This is a genomic window from Corynebacterium ulceribovis DSM 45146 (assembly GCF_000372445.1).
Classification (GTDB): Bacteria; Actinomycetota; Actinomycetes; order Mycobacteriales; family Mycobacteriaceae; genus Corynebacterium; species Corynebacterium ulceribovis.
On the sequence record NZ_AQUY01000002.1, the window covers coordinates 367,670 to 382,011 of the forward strand.

General features: G+C 60.0%; 15 protein-coding genes and 1 other RNA gene. 10 read left to right on the forward strand and 6 right to left on the reverse strand.

What is annotated here, in order from left to right; genetic code table 11:
- Nucleotide 1 precedes the first annotated feature (1 nt).
- Nucleotides 2-1,747: an ABC transporter ATP-binding protein gene (locus A3EC_RS0107330; protein WP_018024529.1), complete on the forward strand. Its 1,746-nt coding sequence runs from the start codon at nt 2-4 to the stop codon at nt 1,745-1,747.
- Here A3EC_RS0107330 and A3EC_RS0107335 read toward each other — a convergent pair.
- The 3 genes from A3EC_RS0107335 to A3EC_RS0107345 are packed head-to-tail and all read right to left on the reverse strand — an operon-like array spanning nt 1,744 to nt 3,804.
- On the reverse strand, nt 1,744-2,577 hold the full coding sequence (locus A3EC_RS0107335) for an SURF1 family cytochrome oxidase biogenesis protein (RefSeq protein WP_018024530.1): 834 nt from the start codon (nt 2,575-2,577) through the stop codon (nt 1,744-1,746). The genes A3EC_RS0107330 and A3EC_RS0107335 overlap by 4 nt on opposite strands.
- Before the next feature lie 10 nt (nt 2,578-2,587).
- Nucleotides 2,588-3,109, reverse strand: coding sequence for a low molecular weight protein-tyrosine-phosphatase (locus tag A3EC_RS0107340; RefSeq protein WP_018024531.1), 522 nt, complete (start codon nt 3,107-3,109; stop codon nt 2,588-2,590).
- A complete protein-coding gene (locus A3EC_RS0107345; protein ID WP_018024532.1) occupies nt 3,109-3,804 on the reverse strand; it encodes an HAD-IA family hydrolase in 696 nt (231 codons plus the stop codon). The genes A3EC_RS0107340 and A3EC_RS0107345 overlap by 1 nt, the downstream gene beginning before the upstream one ends.
- 267 nt (nt 3,805-4,071) lie before the next feature.
- Here A3EC_RS0107345 and A3EC_RS0107350 point away from each other — a divergent pair, with 267 nt between their 5' ends.
- From A3EC_RS0107350 to A3EC_RS0107375, 7 genes are all read left to right on the forward strand, one after another.
- On the forward strand, nt 4,072-4,335 hold the full coding sequence (locus A3EC_RS0107350) for a hypothetical protein (RefSeq protein WP_018024533.1): 264 nt from the start codon (nt 4,072-4,074) through the stop codon (nt 4,333-4,335).
- A 57-nt stretch (nt 4,336-4,392) separates the two neighbouring features.
- The gene (locus A3EC_RS0107355; protein ID WP_018024534.1) at nt 4,393-4,644 is read left to right on the forward strand and encodes a hypothetical protein; all 252 of its coding nucleotides are present in this window, start codon (nt 4,393-4,395) and stop codon (nt 4,642-4,644) included.
- Nucleotides 4,645-4,654: 10 nt separating this feature from the next.
- Nucleotides 4,655-4,882: a hypothetical protein gene (locus tag A3EC_RS0107360; protein WP_018024535.1), complete on the forward strand. Its 228-nt coding sequence runs from the start codon at nt 4,655-4,657 to the stop codon at nt 4,880-4,882.
- Between the two features lie 130 nt (nt 4,883-5,012).
- Nucleotides 5,013-6,206 (forward strand): Nif3-like dinuclear metal center hexameric protein, encoded by a 1,194-nt coding sequence (locus A3EC_RS0107365; protein ID WP_018024536.1) that lies wholly within the window; start codon nt 5,013-5,015, stop codon nt 6,204-6,206.
- 3 nt (nt 6,207-6,209) lie between these two features.
- Nucleotides 6,210-6,962, forward strand: a complete 753-nt coding sequence (locus A3EC_RS12490) for a zinc ribbon domain-containing protein (RefSeq protein ID WP_018024537.1) — start codon at nt 6,210-6,212, stop codon at nt 6,960-6,962.
- Between the two features lie 26 nt (nt 6,963-6,988).
- An RNA gene (rnpB, locus tag A3EC_RS12535) (RNase P RNA component class A) lies at nt 6,989-7,423 on the forward strand.
- A gap of 53 nt (nt 7,424-7,476) precedes the next feature.
- Nucleotides 7,477-8,925, forward strand: coding sequence for an RNB domain-containing ribonuclease (locus A3EC_RS0107375; RefSeq protein WP_018024538.1), 1,449 nt, complete (start codon nt 7,477-7,479; stop codon nt 8,923-8,925).
- Here A3EC_RS0107375 and A3EC_RS0107380 read toward each other — a convergent pair.
- Nucleotides 8,922-10,070, reverse strand: a complete 1,149-nt coding sequence (locus tag A3EC_RS0107380) for a hypothetical protein (protein WP_018024539.1) — start codon at nt 10,068-10,070, stop codon at nt 8,922-8,924. The two genes, A3EC_RS0107375 and A3EC_RS0107380, sit on opposite strands and share 4 nt — an antisense overlap.
- Before the next feature lie 111 nt (nt 10,071-10,181).
- On the opposite strand from A3EC_RS0107380, the gene A3EC_RS0107385 reads away from it, so the two are divergent.
- On the forward strand, nt 10,182-10,388 hold the full coding sequence (locus A3EC_RS0107385; protein ID WP_018024540.1) for a hypothetical protein: 207 nt from the start codon (nt 10,182-10,184) through the stop codon (nt 10,386-10,388).
- Nucleotides 10,389-10,494: 106 nt separating this feature from the next.
- On the opposite strand, the gene A3EC_RS0107390 is transcribed toward A3EC_RS0107385, so the two are convergent.
- Nucleotides 10,495-12,129 carry a CYTH and CHAD domain-containing protein gene (locus tag A3EC_RS0107390; protein WP_026162296.1) on the reverse strand — a complete coding sequence of 545 codons (1,635 nt, stop codon included), beginning with the start codon at nt 12,127-12,129 and terminating at the stop codon, nt 10,495-10,497.
- An 18-nt stretch (nt 12,130-12,147) separates the two neighbouring features.
- Nucleotides 12,148-12,951 (reverse strand): 3-methyl-2-oxobutanoate hydroxymethyltransferase, encoded by an 804-nt coding sequence (panB, locus tag A3EC_RS0107395; RefSeq protein WP_018024542.1) that lies wholly within the window; start codon nt 12,949-12,951, stop codon nt 12,148-12,150.
- Nucleotides 12,952-13,001: 50 nt separating this feature from the next.
- Between panB and glnA the strand changes: the two genes are divergently transcribed.
- The gene (gene glnA / locus A3EC_RS0107400; RefSeq protein ID WP_018024543.1) at nt 13,002-14,342 is read left to right on the forward strand and encodes a type I glutamate--ammonia ligase; all 1,341 of its coding nucleotides are present in this window, start codon (nt 13,002-13,004) and stop codon (nt 14,340-14,342) included.

Genomic DNA, 14,342 nt, shown 5'->3' on the forward strand with positions numbered 1-14,342 from the left:
AATGCGCTCTAGTTACACACTATGGAAACTCTGTGGTCCTGCACGCTGGGCGGTTGCTGGCGGCGCCCTGCTCCGCCTGGTGCAGTCGCTATTTTTAGGGATGTCTTATGGCGCGGCTATCAGTTTGGTTATCGCCCTAGTGCAAAACCAGACCATTGGTGCTGCTGATTTTTACCGCATATTAGTACTGTGCCTGGCTTCTGTTGCCACCCAGTTGCTGTGCGGGTGGGCATCCGCGCGGATGTCTTGGCTGGCCTCCTACCGAACAGTCGCCCATATGCGGCTGACCGTGTTGGACCATCTCCGGCAGATTCCGATTGGGGCGCTGGGCAAACGGCAACGCAGCGAGGTGTCGTCGCTGCTCAGCTCAGACCTGCAATTGGTCGAAAGCTTCCTTTCTGAAGGCGCCCCTCGCCTTGGGCAATCCTTGGGCATTCCGCTGCTGGTTATCGGCGTTGTGTTGACCCAGGATCCGCTGCTCGCACTGACACTCGCTGCACCGATTCTGGCGATTATTCCGCTGATGACTTGGTCCAGTAAACGCCTAGCAGAACTCGCGGACCAGCGACAGCAATCGCAAGCCCAGGCAGCTGCACGAATGATTGACGTGGTTTCTGCCATGCCGGCACTACGCGTATTCTCCACTCGTGCCCGCACCGAATCCTGGTATGACCAGGCAGTGCAAGACTTCCGGGACCTATCCGTCACCATGCTGCATCGACTCATTCTTCCGCTATTCGCCGCAAGCCTCGTGCTGTTGCTCGGCGTTCCGGTTGTGCTGCTGGTTGGCAGCATGGAGTTAATCCGCGGCACTGCCGAGGTTGCGCTGGTTGCGTTGGTGTTCGTGCTGGTTTTGAACGTGTATCAGCCGGTTCTCGGTTTGTTGTCTTCTAACGAGTCTTGGCAGATGGCGCAGGCCGCACTCCGACGGGTGAATGCGGTGTTGGCGGTGCCGCCCCTGGCACAATCGGCGTCGGCGGAGAACACCGCAGATGTCCCAGCTGCGGAAGTCAGTTTTGACGCAGTTGACTACCGCTACCCAGATGGCACCCAGGCTTTGCGCAGTATGACCTTTACCGCGGAAGCCGGAAAGACCACGGCAATCGTTGGCCCGTCCGGGGCTGGCAAGTCGACGGTGCTGAATTTGATTGCGCGGTTCGACGACCCGACGGCTGGGGTCGTGCGGGTCGGTGGCGCCGACCTTCGAACCTTAGATGCCGCGCATCGAGCTGACGCGGTGACCATGGTGTTTCAGGATGTCCACCTTTTCCCCGGAACAGTCGCTGACAATATCGCAGTGGGAAATCCGCAGGCTTCGCGTTCCCAGATCGTTGCGGCTGCGGAGTTGGCTGGGGCAGCGGAATTCATCGCGCAGCTTCCTGCGGGCTACGACACCGTACTCGGCGAGGACGGTGCGGGTCTTTCTGGTGGGCAGCGGCAACGACTGTCAATTGCCCGGGCCGCACTGAAAAACGCGCCCGTGGTGCTGCTTGATGAAGCCACCGCCGCGTTGGACCCGGTTAATGAGGCAGCGGTGCAACGTGGGCTTGCTGCCCTGCTTGAGAACCGGACAGCAATCGTTATCGCGCACCGGTTGGGGACCATCGCTGCTGCCGACAATATTGTGGTGGTGGATAACGGCGCGGTCGTCGAAAGTGGCCAACACGCCGACTTGTTGGCCAAGGGCGGTCTGTACGCACGCCTGTGGTCGCGGCTGCGTGCGGCAGGTCAGTGGCGACTGGGTTAGTACTCGTCGTGCAGCTGCTTACGCACTGCCGCGCGCCGGGCCTTCCGGTCCGATTCGGTGCTTTGAGCAGCCAGTTCGGCTTGCTCTTCTTCGTCGCGGCGCTTCTCCCGAATTTCGCGCCACACCACCCAGGCCAACAGAATTGGGATACCAATGCCGAAGACGTACCACTGGATGCCGTAGGACAGGTGTGGGCCGGTATCCAGGTGGGGTAGTGGCGCCACGTTCAGGGCACCTGGTTCGCCCTCAGCTAGCTGCAGGTAGTCGGTCGCCAAATCGAGGTCCGTTACAGTGCCAATCTGGCCAGTGTTAATGCCGTACACCTGAGTGTGCCCGTCAGCTTCGAATGGCGGTTTGTCCGGCTTGGGCTCATCAAAACGTAAAAAAGCATTGATGGTGACCGACTCTGTGGGTGCCTCGGCGATCGGTGGGACCGCAGCCCCCTCCGACAACGGTTCAAACCCCCGGTTTACCAGCAGAATTGGCCCATCATCGACCTGGAATGGGGTCAAAGTTTGGAAACCCGGCTGCCCAGAGACCGGACGGTTACGCAGCACCACTTGACCAGCCGACAGATACTTGCCGGTCGCGAAGACACGATGCCATTCTTTATCCCGCGCGATGGCGCTGCCGTCAGCAGGCACAATATCGCGCACATCAACGGGGTCAGTTTCGAACGCGACCTCGAGGTTATGGTTCCGCTCCTCGAGACGATCATTCTTGCCGAGCTGCCACGGGGCGAGCACCGTCACCGCGAAATACGCGAAGACAACTACCACCGCGAACAACGCAACCCAGCCGGGCGTGAGGAATTGGCGCAACTTATTCACGCCATTGACCTTACTCTGCGTCGCGGACAGCCAAAGTTTCGTCAATCCACGACATCAGCCCCGGCATTGCCGCCTCAATTTCAGTGCGGGTCCGAACAAAACCATCGACACCGCCGTAATACGGATCATCGACAATCGCGGACTTTGGGGCAGCAGGGTCGAAACTGCGCAGCAGACGGATATTGGTAAACGGTGCGCCGCGATTGACCAGCTCCGAAACGTGCGCCGTGTCCATGGCCAGCAGCAAATCGGCTGCAAGGTGTGTCGCACCAACCTGCGCCGCCACATGCTCAGTGTGGTAGCCGTTCTTCTGCAATTCTGCGGACGCGCGGCGGTCCATTGGCTGTCCAATGTGCCACGAGCCGATGCCGCAGGATGACACTGCAACTCGGTCATCGAGCCCCGCGGCCACTAGCGCATCATGCAGGATTTTCTCGGCCATTGGGGAACGGCAGATATTGCCGGTGCACACCATAACGATTGACAGGTCAGGTGCAACATCCTGATCGTAACTGTGGAAATCGTGATTCATTATGCGTGTGCTCCTTCAGACTGCGAAGCAGCCGACTGCACGGCAATTGGAAGGCCCGCCCACTGACGAACATAGGCATCTAACTCCTCTGGCGAATGCACCACAGCTGTTGCCATCGCGTGCTCCTCCGGTAGGCCATAACCCCAGCTGACCAGCACCGTGTCAATGCCATGGGCACGCGCACCTTCGATGTCATGGCGACGGTCGCCAATCATGAGGACATCCGGTCCCGCAGCGATACCCAGCTGGGCCAACGCGTAAGCAATGACATCGGCTTTCTGCCGCCGGGTCCCATCATTCGACGCTGCCCCAATCGCAGCAAAGCAGTCCGTGAGCTCAAACATCTCGAGGACTTTTGCCGCAAAGTATTCACCTTTGGTGGTAGCGGTTGCTAGTTGTAAGCCATCAGTGCGCCAGCCGTCTAAAATTTCTGGCCACTGCGGATACATGGAGGTCATTTGCCAACCGCCCATGCGCTGCTGATTCATGTACACAGCGAACGCGGCGTCAACCTGTTCGTCGGAAAGCCCCAACGCGGCCAAAGTCTCGACCATAGGTGGGCCAGCGATGGTAGCTAAGAACTCCTCATCGGGGTGTGGCACCCCAAGGGAATCGAGTGCTTCCAGTAAACCGGCGCGGATCCCAGGCATGGAGTTGGAAATGGTGCCGTCCACATCAATGAGTACTGTTTTCACGCGAAATTCCCACCCTTGCGACCGCCGCAGGGCAACCGCTTATCTGTTCATTACTTTTTGTCAGATGTCACCTTATTGCCTATTGACGTTGCGGGGAAACGAAAAGCCGGAACAAATCGGTCTGCGCAGGTCACAGAAAGATCGAGCGGGACTTGTAAAAAGTACTCATAGATAGCTGGTGCTAGTGCTAAAAATGATCCCAGCGCTTTCGCCGCTTTGGCCACGAGCCAAACCGGCCTCCGCAGGCAACGACCGAAAGGAAGAACATTGGGTTCTATCGAGTACATCCTCACTGCAATTGCAGGCCTGACCGACGACAACCTTGAGGCATTACAGGGCAAAGGCTTCTGGAACGGGGGATTCCTTCTCAAAGGGCATCTCGGCAACGTAGCGGAGTTTGTGACCTCCGTGCTGAAGCTGGATAGCGCATCCATCGACCACCTAGGGTCCTCTGAGCTGACTGACGGTCAGAAGGGTTCGCTTGACGGCCTGTTCGGCCTGTCTTCCGACGCTGAAGAACCAGCAAAGTAACTGGAGCGACAACCCAGCCGCATTAAAACAACTACCGTAAGGAATTCACAAGCAATCATGTTTGGTTTAATCGAGACATTTCTTTTCAACAACAACGTCTCCCAGGGTTTGATGGACCTGTCGGTGGGCGAGGGCAACCTCGTCGGTTCAGCGAAGATCGCTCTAGGTGCCGACAAGCTGGGCGGCATCGTCGAAAAGACCACTAAGATCTTTGACTTTGACCTGTCGGCCGCAGAAGTCTCCTCCAAGTTCAGCATTGAGTTCCAGCCAGTCAATGATGATGTCCAGCCGATTCACCGCGAAAAGTAGAGGAACAATCATGAGCTTCATTAACTACGCAGCCGAAGCAACCGAAGCAGTCGTCCGAGACTGGAACGGCTTTTTCAAGACCATTAACGACAACCTGGCAGTCGTCGGCGAATTCTCTGCTCGCGGCTTCGGATCGACCATCGCAGGTGACAAGGGCGTAGCAGAAGGCGAAGGCTACGAATCTGTCTTCCGCACCTTCGGCGAATGGTCCTCCAACTTGTCTGCGGAAAAGAAGTAAACCTGCGGCTAACACCAGCCCATCCCTCGGAACAGCGCTCGCTGCAGCCGGGGGATTTTCTATTTCACTGGCATGATGGAAGAACACGTTGGAGCAAAAGGCCAACCCAGTTGCATAAAGGAGTTCGCAGATGTCACTTGCCGTCAGCTACACCGTCGCAGACATTGTTGCCGTGTTGGATGCGGCGTATCCACCAGAACTAGCCGAAGACTGGGACCGAGTCGGGCTTATCTGTGGCGACCCGAACCAAGAAGTTAGCTCGGTGCTGGTGGCCCTCGACTGCACCGACGAAGTAGTAGCCGCGGCAGAACAATCCGGCGCGAATATGATCGTGGTACACCACCCGCTGTTGCTGCGCGGAGTATCCACCGTTGCGGCGAACACCCCGAAGGGCCGGATTATTCACCGCCTGATTCGGAACAACATTGCACTATTTGCCGCACATACCAACGCCGATTCCGCCCGCCCAGGCGTCAACGACCGGCTTGCTGAACTCTTAGGCGTCACCCCAGGCGCGCCGCTGGCGCCAACTCGCACCGCACCAATGGATGCATGGTCAGTGAAAGTTCCAGCCAATACCGGGGAAAACACGCAAGATGATCCCGGAATCGACTTCGCGGCGGCCGTCAAGGACGCCGTCTTTGCCGCCGGCGCTGGCCAAGTCGGCGACTACGAACAAGCAGCGTTCACCATTCAGGGCCGCGGCCAATTCCTCCCCACCGACGAAGCCAACCCAACCATCGGCCATGCTGGCACCGTCGAATATGTCGATGAAGTGCGCGTCGAATTCATCGCAGACCCCGCGCAGCGCACCGCGATCTACCAGGCACTGGTCGCCGCACACCCATATGAAGAACCGGCCTTCGATATCGTCGAAACGCACGTTACAAACCTGAACCCCGACTACGCCACCGGCCTAGGACGCATTGGGAAACTGGACACCCCCATGCGTTTTGCTGACTTCGTCCAGCGTGTCGCCGACCGGCTACCGGAAACCGAATGGGGCGTGCGCGGCACCGGAGACCCAGACCGCATCATCGAAACGGTGGCGGTGGCATCAGGGTCCGGCGACTCCTTCCTCGCCGTCGCCGCAAAAATGGGGGCTGACGCTTTCGTGTCCTCCGACCTGCGCCACCATCCAGTCGACGAGCAGCTGCGTGTCGGCGGCCCTGCCATCGTCGATACCGCACACTGGGCCAGCGAATTCCCATGGTGCCAGCAAGCAGCCGATTTGCTAGAACAGGCCCTCGGCGTGGAAGCTAACGTCACCGATATTCGCACCGACCCATGGACCATTTCGGCCCACAAGACCCAGGAGGCTTAACCGATGTCCCACAAAATTGCGCCTAATGAACAGGCGCTCCTCGTTGAGCTGGGACAAGCCGACGTCAAACTTCTCGGTGCGAAAAACAACCGGGCCGTGGCCGAAAAACAAAGCGAAGTCGACCGCTTGCGGGCCGAAAAATCCCAATTGCGTCGACAAACAGCCGGTACCCAAATCCGGGCGCAAGACTTGGAATGGGACATTGATCGGCTCAAATCGGACCTGGAAAAGCTGCAGCAGCGCACCGCGGCCGAAGAGGCAGCCATTGCCGACACCGACGACGCCGACGAAAAACGCGACCTGAAGTTCGACCTGCGTGCCACCCGCCGCCGCACCGTCGAACTTGAAGCTGAACTGGCCCGCGCCGAGCAGCACCGCGCCGCCTACACCGACCACCACGACAGCACCGGCGCCAACACCGACGACCTGCTGGACGAACTCGCCGTGGCCGAACGTGACCTAGCCGCCGCACGCGAAGCCACCGACCAGCGCATCGCCGCTGCCACCACCGCCGTCGAACAGCTCCGTGCCCGCGTCAGCGCCGACACCCTCAACCTCTATGACCAACGCAGCAAAGAAGCCGGCATCGGAGCCGCCCGCCTCCGCGGCCGAATCTGTGGCGCCTGCGGCATGGAACTATCCAACGCCACTATCTCCGAATTCGCTGCCCTGCCATTGGACGAAGCTGGCGAATGCCCAGAATGCGGCGCGTTGCTGGTACGCGGCGCCACCTTGGATCTTGTTTTGGGCGCATAACCGCAATAAGCTGTACGCAGTGTGAACGAGATGGTCGGGTGATCGCGACTTCAGGCACCGGCGGCACGTCCGCGCAGGCCTGGAGCCGAGGAAAGTCCGGACTCCAACGGGCAGGGTGGTTGCTAACAGCAACCCGAGGTGACTCGCGGGACAGTGCCACAGAAAACAGACCGCCACAGTGCACCGACTTCGGTCGGAACGATGCACTGCGGTAAGGGTGAAAAGGTGCGGTAAGAGCGCACCAGCGGCCAAGGTGACTTGGTCGGCTTGGTAAACCCCACTCGGAGCAAGGCAAAAGGACGTACTTCAGCGTAAGCCGCGGTATGTCTGCACGGATGATTGAGGGCGGCCCGCCCGAGTCCGAGGGTAAGCTGCTGGAGGCCGTCAGCAATGGCGGCCCTAGATGGATGATCACTGCCCGCATGCGGGTACAGAATCCGGCTCATAGACCATCTCGTTCACCCCACCCAATTAGCGCCGCGCGGGCTCGCCTCTGCCGTTAAGCTGGGGGACTATGAAACTTTACGCAGCTCAGTTGGATTTCCGGCCCATCGCCCACGAATTCGGCATCCCGGAACGCTTCACCGAGCAGCTCCACCACGAAGCTGCCACCGCTGTGGACCGCTTCGCCGACCAACGCCGCGACGACCGCGCTATTCCATTCGTCACCATCGAACCAGCCGGTTCCATGGACCTTGACCAAGCCGTCCACCTCGAACGCAACGGCGATGGCTACCGAGTGCGCTACGCCATCGCGGACGTCGCCGCGTTTGTCCAACCCGGCAGCGAACTGGAGGCCGAGACCTTCCGCCGCGGCCAGACCTACTACCTGCCAGACGAACCGACCCGCCTGCACCCGGCGGAACTGTCCGAAAACCGTGCGAGTTTGCTGCCTAATGTTGACCGACCCGCGGTGGTGTGGGACATCGTGCTGGACACTGAGGGCTCCCCAGTGCACACCACTGTCTCTAGGGCGCTGGTGCGCTCCGTAGCGCGGCTGGACTACGACGGAGTGCACGCCGACTACCAGGCAGGCACAATGCACCCGTCGATTGCATTGTTGCCGGAAGTGGGCCGGTTACGGCAGCAGTCTGCTCTGCGACGACATGCAGTCAACCTCAGGTTGCCCGCGCAACGAGTAGAAGCTACTTCCGACGGGCTATGGCAGTTAGTGCTGGAGCCGCGGCATGAAGTCAACGACTGGAACTCAGAGATTTCGCTGCTCACCGGCATGGTCGCCGGGAAAATGATGGTGGAAGCGGGGGTTGGGCTGCTGCGCACTCTGCCGCCGGGGTCGGAGGCAGACCAAGCCAGCTTTGTGGAAGCAGCTGGCGCACTGGGCTATACCGTCGGCGATTCCATCGGCGAGTTCCTGCTGAGTGTTGACGCTTCCGAACCACGCGGTATGGCGGTGATGAAGGAAGCACAGAAGTTGCTGCGCGGTGCCGGATATCTCTGGTTCGATGGGGAAGTGCCCGAGGAAAATCAGCGGATCCACGCGGGGATTGGCGGGGCATATGCGCATGTCACCGCGCCGCTGCGCCGCCTTGTGGACCGGTTTGCCACTGAGATCTGCCTGGCCATTGCGGCGGCACAACCCGGTGGGACGGTGCCGTATCGGCCGGAGATTAATCTGGTTGCGCCGCAGGTTCCTGATTGCGTGACATCACGCAGTGAGCAGCTGGTGAAAACCATGAATAAGACCAGCAGTCTGAATAACCAAGTCGCGAACGCCTGCCTGAGCCTGACCGAAGCAGTGGTGCTCGCGCCATGGCTCAATCAGAATTTCCGGGCAGCGGTGCTGCACACCAAACCGAGCGGCCAATCAGATGTGTTTACACCGGAACCACCAATCATCGCCAAATGCCATGGTGCCCCACCAGTTGGGGCCACCACACTCATCACATTGACGGAGGCAGACCCTGTCAGCCGAAATGTCCGCTTCTCCTGGCCAGCAGACTAAGCCAAGCTAGCGGGGCCGTGCGCATGCACCACCCGCGCATTGGCCAACTCCGGCAGCTCCGGCAGCTCCGACGCCGCCACCGCCACCACATAGCCGGGCCAGCCACCGGCAGCTCGCGACACCACGCGCGCATCATCACAAGCTTCGAATAGGTCCGCTGCCTCCGGCAACGCCAGCCCATAATCAGATGCCATGGCACGGCGAGAGGTATTCATTGCGTCAATAAGCGGAAGGACATTGCGGTTCCGCAACGCCGACGCTGCCGTCTGCGCCCGCACCGACTCGGCCTGCAAATAGGACAGCCACGACGCCGCCTCCGCCACCTGCGGCAACGGCGAATCGGTATGGCGAGCATGCACCGCCTGCAACCACTCGATAATCCGGGTCGGCCCATCCGGCAACTCACACAACGAGGTCACCCCATAAGTCCGGCACGCGTCCTCAATCAACTGGTCGCGCCGGGCGAGCGCCGCCGTGGTCTGCGCAAACTGCTCCGGCGTCGCGTTCGGGCGCAGCAACGCCAACGCCGGCTCCCACTTGTCAGTACGCACCGGCATCTGGGTCACCGCACCATCACAATGATTAATATTCAGCACCTGGTCGACATGAGTACGCAGTGATGTGGTCGCCCAATCAGCGATGCCACCCACACCGATTTCGTCGGCGGCGCGCACCACAAACTCAGCCATCTTCGCGCGGGTTGGAATATCATCGCGGTCACCGAACTTGCTGTTCAGCGCCAGCGCCACCGCACTACCAAGCGCAGCCACCACCGCCGGGATCTGCAGGTCCGGCGCGTCCGAGGTCACCGCCACCGACGTACCCGACTCCTCCCGCGGCACGCCCCAATGCTGCTGCATGCTGGTGACAATGCTGGAAGTAAAAGCCGTGAGCTTATCGACGTTTACCCCAGGATTCTCAGCGACCAGAACCGTCGAGCCGGCCTGATCGCCGATGGCTGCAGCCACCTGAATCGACGTCGCCAAGGTCAAGCCATGCCCACCAAAACGGCTCCCGAATTCGCCGAGCAATCCCACCGCAATTGGGGCAGTAGCCACCACCGATGGGTCGCCACTAAAACTCTGCTGATGGTGAGTTTCGGCGCGGGAAGCGACATCATCGGAGTGCGTAGGCCACGCAGGCATAGAGGGCGATCCTTTCGTTGGCGGGATATGAGGTTGATCCTACCGCCTGAGTTTTAAAGTCCCAGTAGTCTGGGAAGCACACGTAACCGATGCGCGTCACAGGAGGCCGCGATGAGCGACAACAACAAGTGGTACTACGACCTGGAAACCGGCGAAGTCAGCGACCAACTGATCGGCTCCTGGGAGACCCGGCTGGGTCCATACGACAGTTACGAAGAAGCCAAGCATGCCTTGGACATTGCCAAGCAGCGCAACGAAGCGGCCGATGACAAAGAAAAGGCATGGCAAGACGACTGGGACAAAGACAACTGGGACTAGCCCGGTTGCCTTGGCCCGCTGCCGAAGCAGGGTGCCTAGCCCCGCTGCCGGGGCGGGGGGACCTTGGTCCGTTGCTGGCGCGGGGTGCGTGGCCCGCTGCTAAGGCCTACTTCTTTTTCTGACCCTTCAGCCGCTTGTAGGCCTTAACAATCGCAGCCATATCGTCGTTATACTTCTGCAGCGCCTCCAGCCCATACTGGTGCTCCATCTGATACAGCACACCATAAGCAAACGTGCTCTGACCTTCGGTTTCGGCCTGCTTAGACTTCTCTAGCAGCACATCGCGCGCCGTAACCGCATCCTGGAAATCACCGAGGGAAGACTGCAGATCCTTACACGCGTTGTACAGCTTCTTCGTCTTCAGCCCCGTGGTCTTACCCGCCGCTTCCGCGGAGTAACGCAGCCGCTTGGCGCCCTTGCGGACATCGTGGAAATTATCTTCCCGCTCATGCAGCGACAACGACTCGTCATCCTGACCGTCGATGGCCTTCTGATGACGCTTCATCAGCTTGTCGTAAGCCTTATCTAGGTGCTCCGCCAACACCGCCTCAGTGGACACGCCTGCTTCATCGGCCGCGGCGTCCGCAGCGTCCGCGTCATCGGCATCAGACACATCCAGCTCACCGCCCGCCAGTGGCGGATCCGCCAGCAGCTCATCAAGCGAATCCAGCAGCCGGAAGTATTCCTCCGAGTTCATATATTCGATGGACGCGGCGTGGGCTTCCTTGTACTCGCGAGCCATCTGCCCAGTCAGCTTTTCCCGAGCATGGGCATCAATAATCGCAGGGTCCACTTCGTCAATAAGCTCAAGGAACCGTTCCTCAACGACCTCGGCGTCGCGGGCCACACCCAAGATACCGGCCAGCTTCTTCAGGCCCTTTTCCACGAACTCGAACTGGTCGCCGACCAAAATGCCATCAAAAGTCTGCAGGTGCGAGCGCAGTTCACGAGTAGTCACCCGCATCTGGTGCACCGAATCCCACTCATCGCGACGCACCGTCGGATCCAGCGCAATCAGACGGTCATGATTCGCCTGCAACGCCGTGACCACCGCATTACCCGGCGAGCCTTCCGGCAAATCCGCAGGCATTGGCGGCTTTGGGGCCTTATCGACGGAAGCGCCCAACGCAGACACCAACTTCGCTGGGGACGAAGACAAGTGCGCGCCATGGGACACGAAGTAACGCATCGCAGAATTAATCAGCTTATCGCCGTCTTCCGCATCCAATGCGCCGGTCAGCTCGACCTCCCACTCGCGCCACTTCGTGGACGTACCGCCCGGCAGCAGTGAAAAACCGGTGACATTGTCATCGCAGAACTCCGCAACCGCAACGCCATCATCATTGAGCAATTCGCGCTCATAACGGGTGTTATCGACCTGGGCGACCGGAACGAGTTCATGGTCGCGGACAATCGAGCGCACCATCGAGAGCAATGACTCCGGCACCTGAACCGAACCATTTTCGTCAACGTCATCAAGCGGGGCAGTGAGCTCCAGGCGGCCGCCCTCGGTCTTCAACTTCACATGCCAACCCGAATCCTTACCTCCGGTACGTCGGCGCAAGGACACCTTATTGCGCAGCAAACGCAAATCTTCAGTGTCGTAATACACCGCCGATAAATGGTGGGTGACCGGTTCAGCGACCGTCGCAACGCCGACTACCGCATCAAGCGGCGGCACAGTCAGGTTCTCCGAAACGGCGAATTTAGCTTCTACCTCTAAAAATGCGCTGGTATTCATGCCCACCATCTTACCGGTTCACTGAGCAAAAGAAGTTGACGCATCCGGGAACGTGCGGTCCGCCACCGCCTCCCGGTAGGTCACCGCCGCGTCGCGCAACACCTCACCGACCTGAGCAAACGGCCGCACAAACGACGGGGTGCGCCCACCAGCCGGCAACTGCGCGAAATCCTGCCACACCAAAACCTGTGCGTCCGTACCGTTTCCAGCACCAATACCCACCGTGGCAATGCTGAGCTCCTTCGTCAGCTCCGTGGCAATCGGCTCCGGAACCATCTCAAAGACCACACTGAACGCACCAGCCTGCTGCACCGCCTGCGCATCCGCCCGGAGCTGATCCGCACCATCGCCGCGACCCTGCACCCGGAAACCACCCAAGTTCTCCACCGACTGCGGCGTGAACCCAATATGGCCCATCACCGGGATACCAGCCTGCACAATCGCCGCAATCCGATCCGCCATCCGGACCCCACCCTCAATCTTCACCGCCGACGCGCCCGACTCGCGCATCATCCGCGCCGCCGACAACACCGCCTGCTCATTGGACGCTTCATAGGTGCCAAACGGCAGGTCAGCAACCACAAACGCCTGCGGGGCGCCGCGGACCACACCGCGGGCCAACGGAATCAACTCATCCAGCGACACCTCCGTGGTGGTGTTGTAGCCGTAAACCACATTGGCCGCCGAATCACCCACCAGTAACACCGGGATTTCCGCCTGAGCAAACGCCGCCGCAGTGGAATAGTCATAAGCCGTCAGCATCGCCCACGGCGAGCCCTCCTGCTTCCACCGGGCAATGTCATTGATGCGAATCTTCTTCATGCCACAAGTGTGCCACTTCGCAGACTCTTCGGGGACGTAATGTGGAAGGTATGAATCGTCAGCAGGAATTTGTACTACAAACCATGGAAGAGCGGGACATCCGCTTCGTGCGCCTCTGGTTCACCGACATCCTCGGCACCTTGAAATCCGTTGCGGTGGCCCCAGCCGAACTCGAAGGCTCCTTCTCCGACGGCATCGGCTTCGACGGCTCAGCCATCGAAGGCTTCTCCCGCATCTCCGAAGCTGACACCATCGCCCTGCCAGACCCCTCCACCTTCCAAGTGATGCCCTGGCTGACCGACGACGGTAAACCACACACCGCCCGTATGTTCTGCGACATCATGAACCCCGACGGACAACCATCCTGGGCCGACCCACGCCACGTCATGCGCCGCCAAATGAGCGCCGCCGCCGACGAAGGTTTCACCTGCTACGTGCACCCAGAAATCGAGTTCTTCCTGGTGAAATCCTTGGACACCGATGGGCAGCCACCGGTCCCGGCCGACCGAGGTGGGTATTTCGACCAGGCGGTACACAACGCCGCCCCTGATTTCCGTCGCAAAGCAATCGAAGCGCTGGAAGAAATGGGCATCGAAGTTGAATATTCCCACCACGAAACGGCCCCTGGCCAGCAAGAAATTGACCTGCGCTATGCCAACGCGCTGACCATGGCCGACAATGTCATGACCCACCGTTACCTCATCAAACAGGTCGCGGTGCAAAACGGGGTGCGCGCCACCTTCATGCCGAAACCGTTCTACGAACACGCCGGCAGCGCCATGCACACCCACATGTCGCTATTCGAAGGCGACGACAACGCCTTCCATGACCCCGACGACGAATTCAAAATGTCCGCAACGGCGAAGGCGTTTGTGGCGGGCATCCTGGAACACGCCAACGAAATCTCCGCGGTGACGAACCAATGGGTGAACTCCTACAAACGCCTGCAGTTCGGCGACGAAGCACCAACCGCCGCGACCTGGGGCATTGCGAACCGGTCGGCGATGGTGCGCGTCCCAATGTTCACCCCTGCGAAGGAAGTATCGCGGCGCGTGGAAATCCGCACCGTCGACAGCGCCTGCAACCCATACCTGGCGTTTTCGGTGCTGCTCGCCGCGGGCCTGAAAGGTATCCGGGAGGGCTACGAACTGCCAGCGCCGGCCGAAGATAATGTCACCGAGCTGACCCGCCGGGAACGCCGCGCAATGGGATACAAGGACCTGCCGGTGTCGCTGGAAATGGCGCTGCGGGAAATGGAACGCTCCGAACTGGTGGCAGAAACGCTAGGCGAGCACGTATTTGAGTTCTTCCTGCGGAATAAGTGGCGCGAAGTGCGCGAATACCGCTCGCAGATTACGCCATGGGAGCTGCGCTCCAACCTGGATTACTAA

What these genes read in the sequence shown, in the direction of transcription:
- A3EC_RS0107330 (WP_018024529.1), top strand. Translation starts at nt 2, where the DNA reads ATGCGCTCTAGTTACACACTATGGAAACTCTGTGGTCCTGCACGCTGG.
- A3EC_RS0107365 (WP_018024536.1), top strand. Translation starts at nt 5,013, where the DNA reads ATGTCACTTGCCGTCAGCTACACCGTCGCAGACATTGTTGCCGTGTTG.
- A3EC_RS0107340 (WP_018024531.1), bottom strand. Translation starts at nt 3,109, where the DNA reads ATGAATCACGATTTCCACAGTTACGATCAGGATGTTGCACCTGACCTG.
- A3EC_RS12490 (WP_018024537.1), top strand. Translation starts at nt 6,210, where the DNA reads ATGTCCCACAAAATTGCGCCTAATGAACAGGCGCTCCTCGTTGAGCTG.
- A3EC_RS0107380 (WP_018024539.1), bottom strand. Translation starts at nt 10,070, where the DNA reads ATGCCTGCGTGGCCTACGCACTCCGATGATGTCGCTTCCCGCGCCGAA.
- A3EC_RS0107375 (WP_018024538.1), top strand. Translation starts at nt 7,477, where the DNA reads ATGAAACTTTACGCAGCTCAGTTGGATTTCCGGCCCATCGCCCACGAA.
- A3EC_RS0107390 (WP_026162296.1), bottom strand. Translation starts at nt 12,129, where the DNA reads ATGAATACCAGCGCATTTTTAGAGGTAGAAGCTAAATTCGCCGTTTCG.
- panB (WP_018024542.1), bottom strand. Translation starts at nt 12,951, where the DNA reads ATGAAGAAGATTCGCATCAATGACATTGCCCGGTGGAAGCAGGAGGGC.
- glnA (WP_018024543.1), top strand. Translation starts at nt 13,002, where the DNA reads ATGAATCGTCAGCAGGAATTTGTACTACAAACCATGGAAGAGCGGGAC.
- A3EC_RS0107385 (WP_018024540.1), top strand. Translation starts at nt 10,182, where the DNA reads ATGAGCGACAACAACAAGTGGTACTACGACCTGGAAACCGGCGAAGTC.
- A3EC_RS0107355 (WP_018024534.1), top strand. Translation starts at nt 4,393, where the DNA reads ATGTTTGGTTTAATCGAGACATTTCTTTTCAACAACAACGTCTCCCAG.
- A3EC_RS0107360 (WP_018024535.1), top strand. Translation starts at nt 4,655, where the DNA reads ATGAGCTTCATTAACTACGCAGCCGAAGCAACCGAAGCAGTCGTCCGA.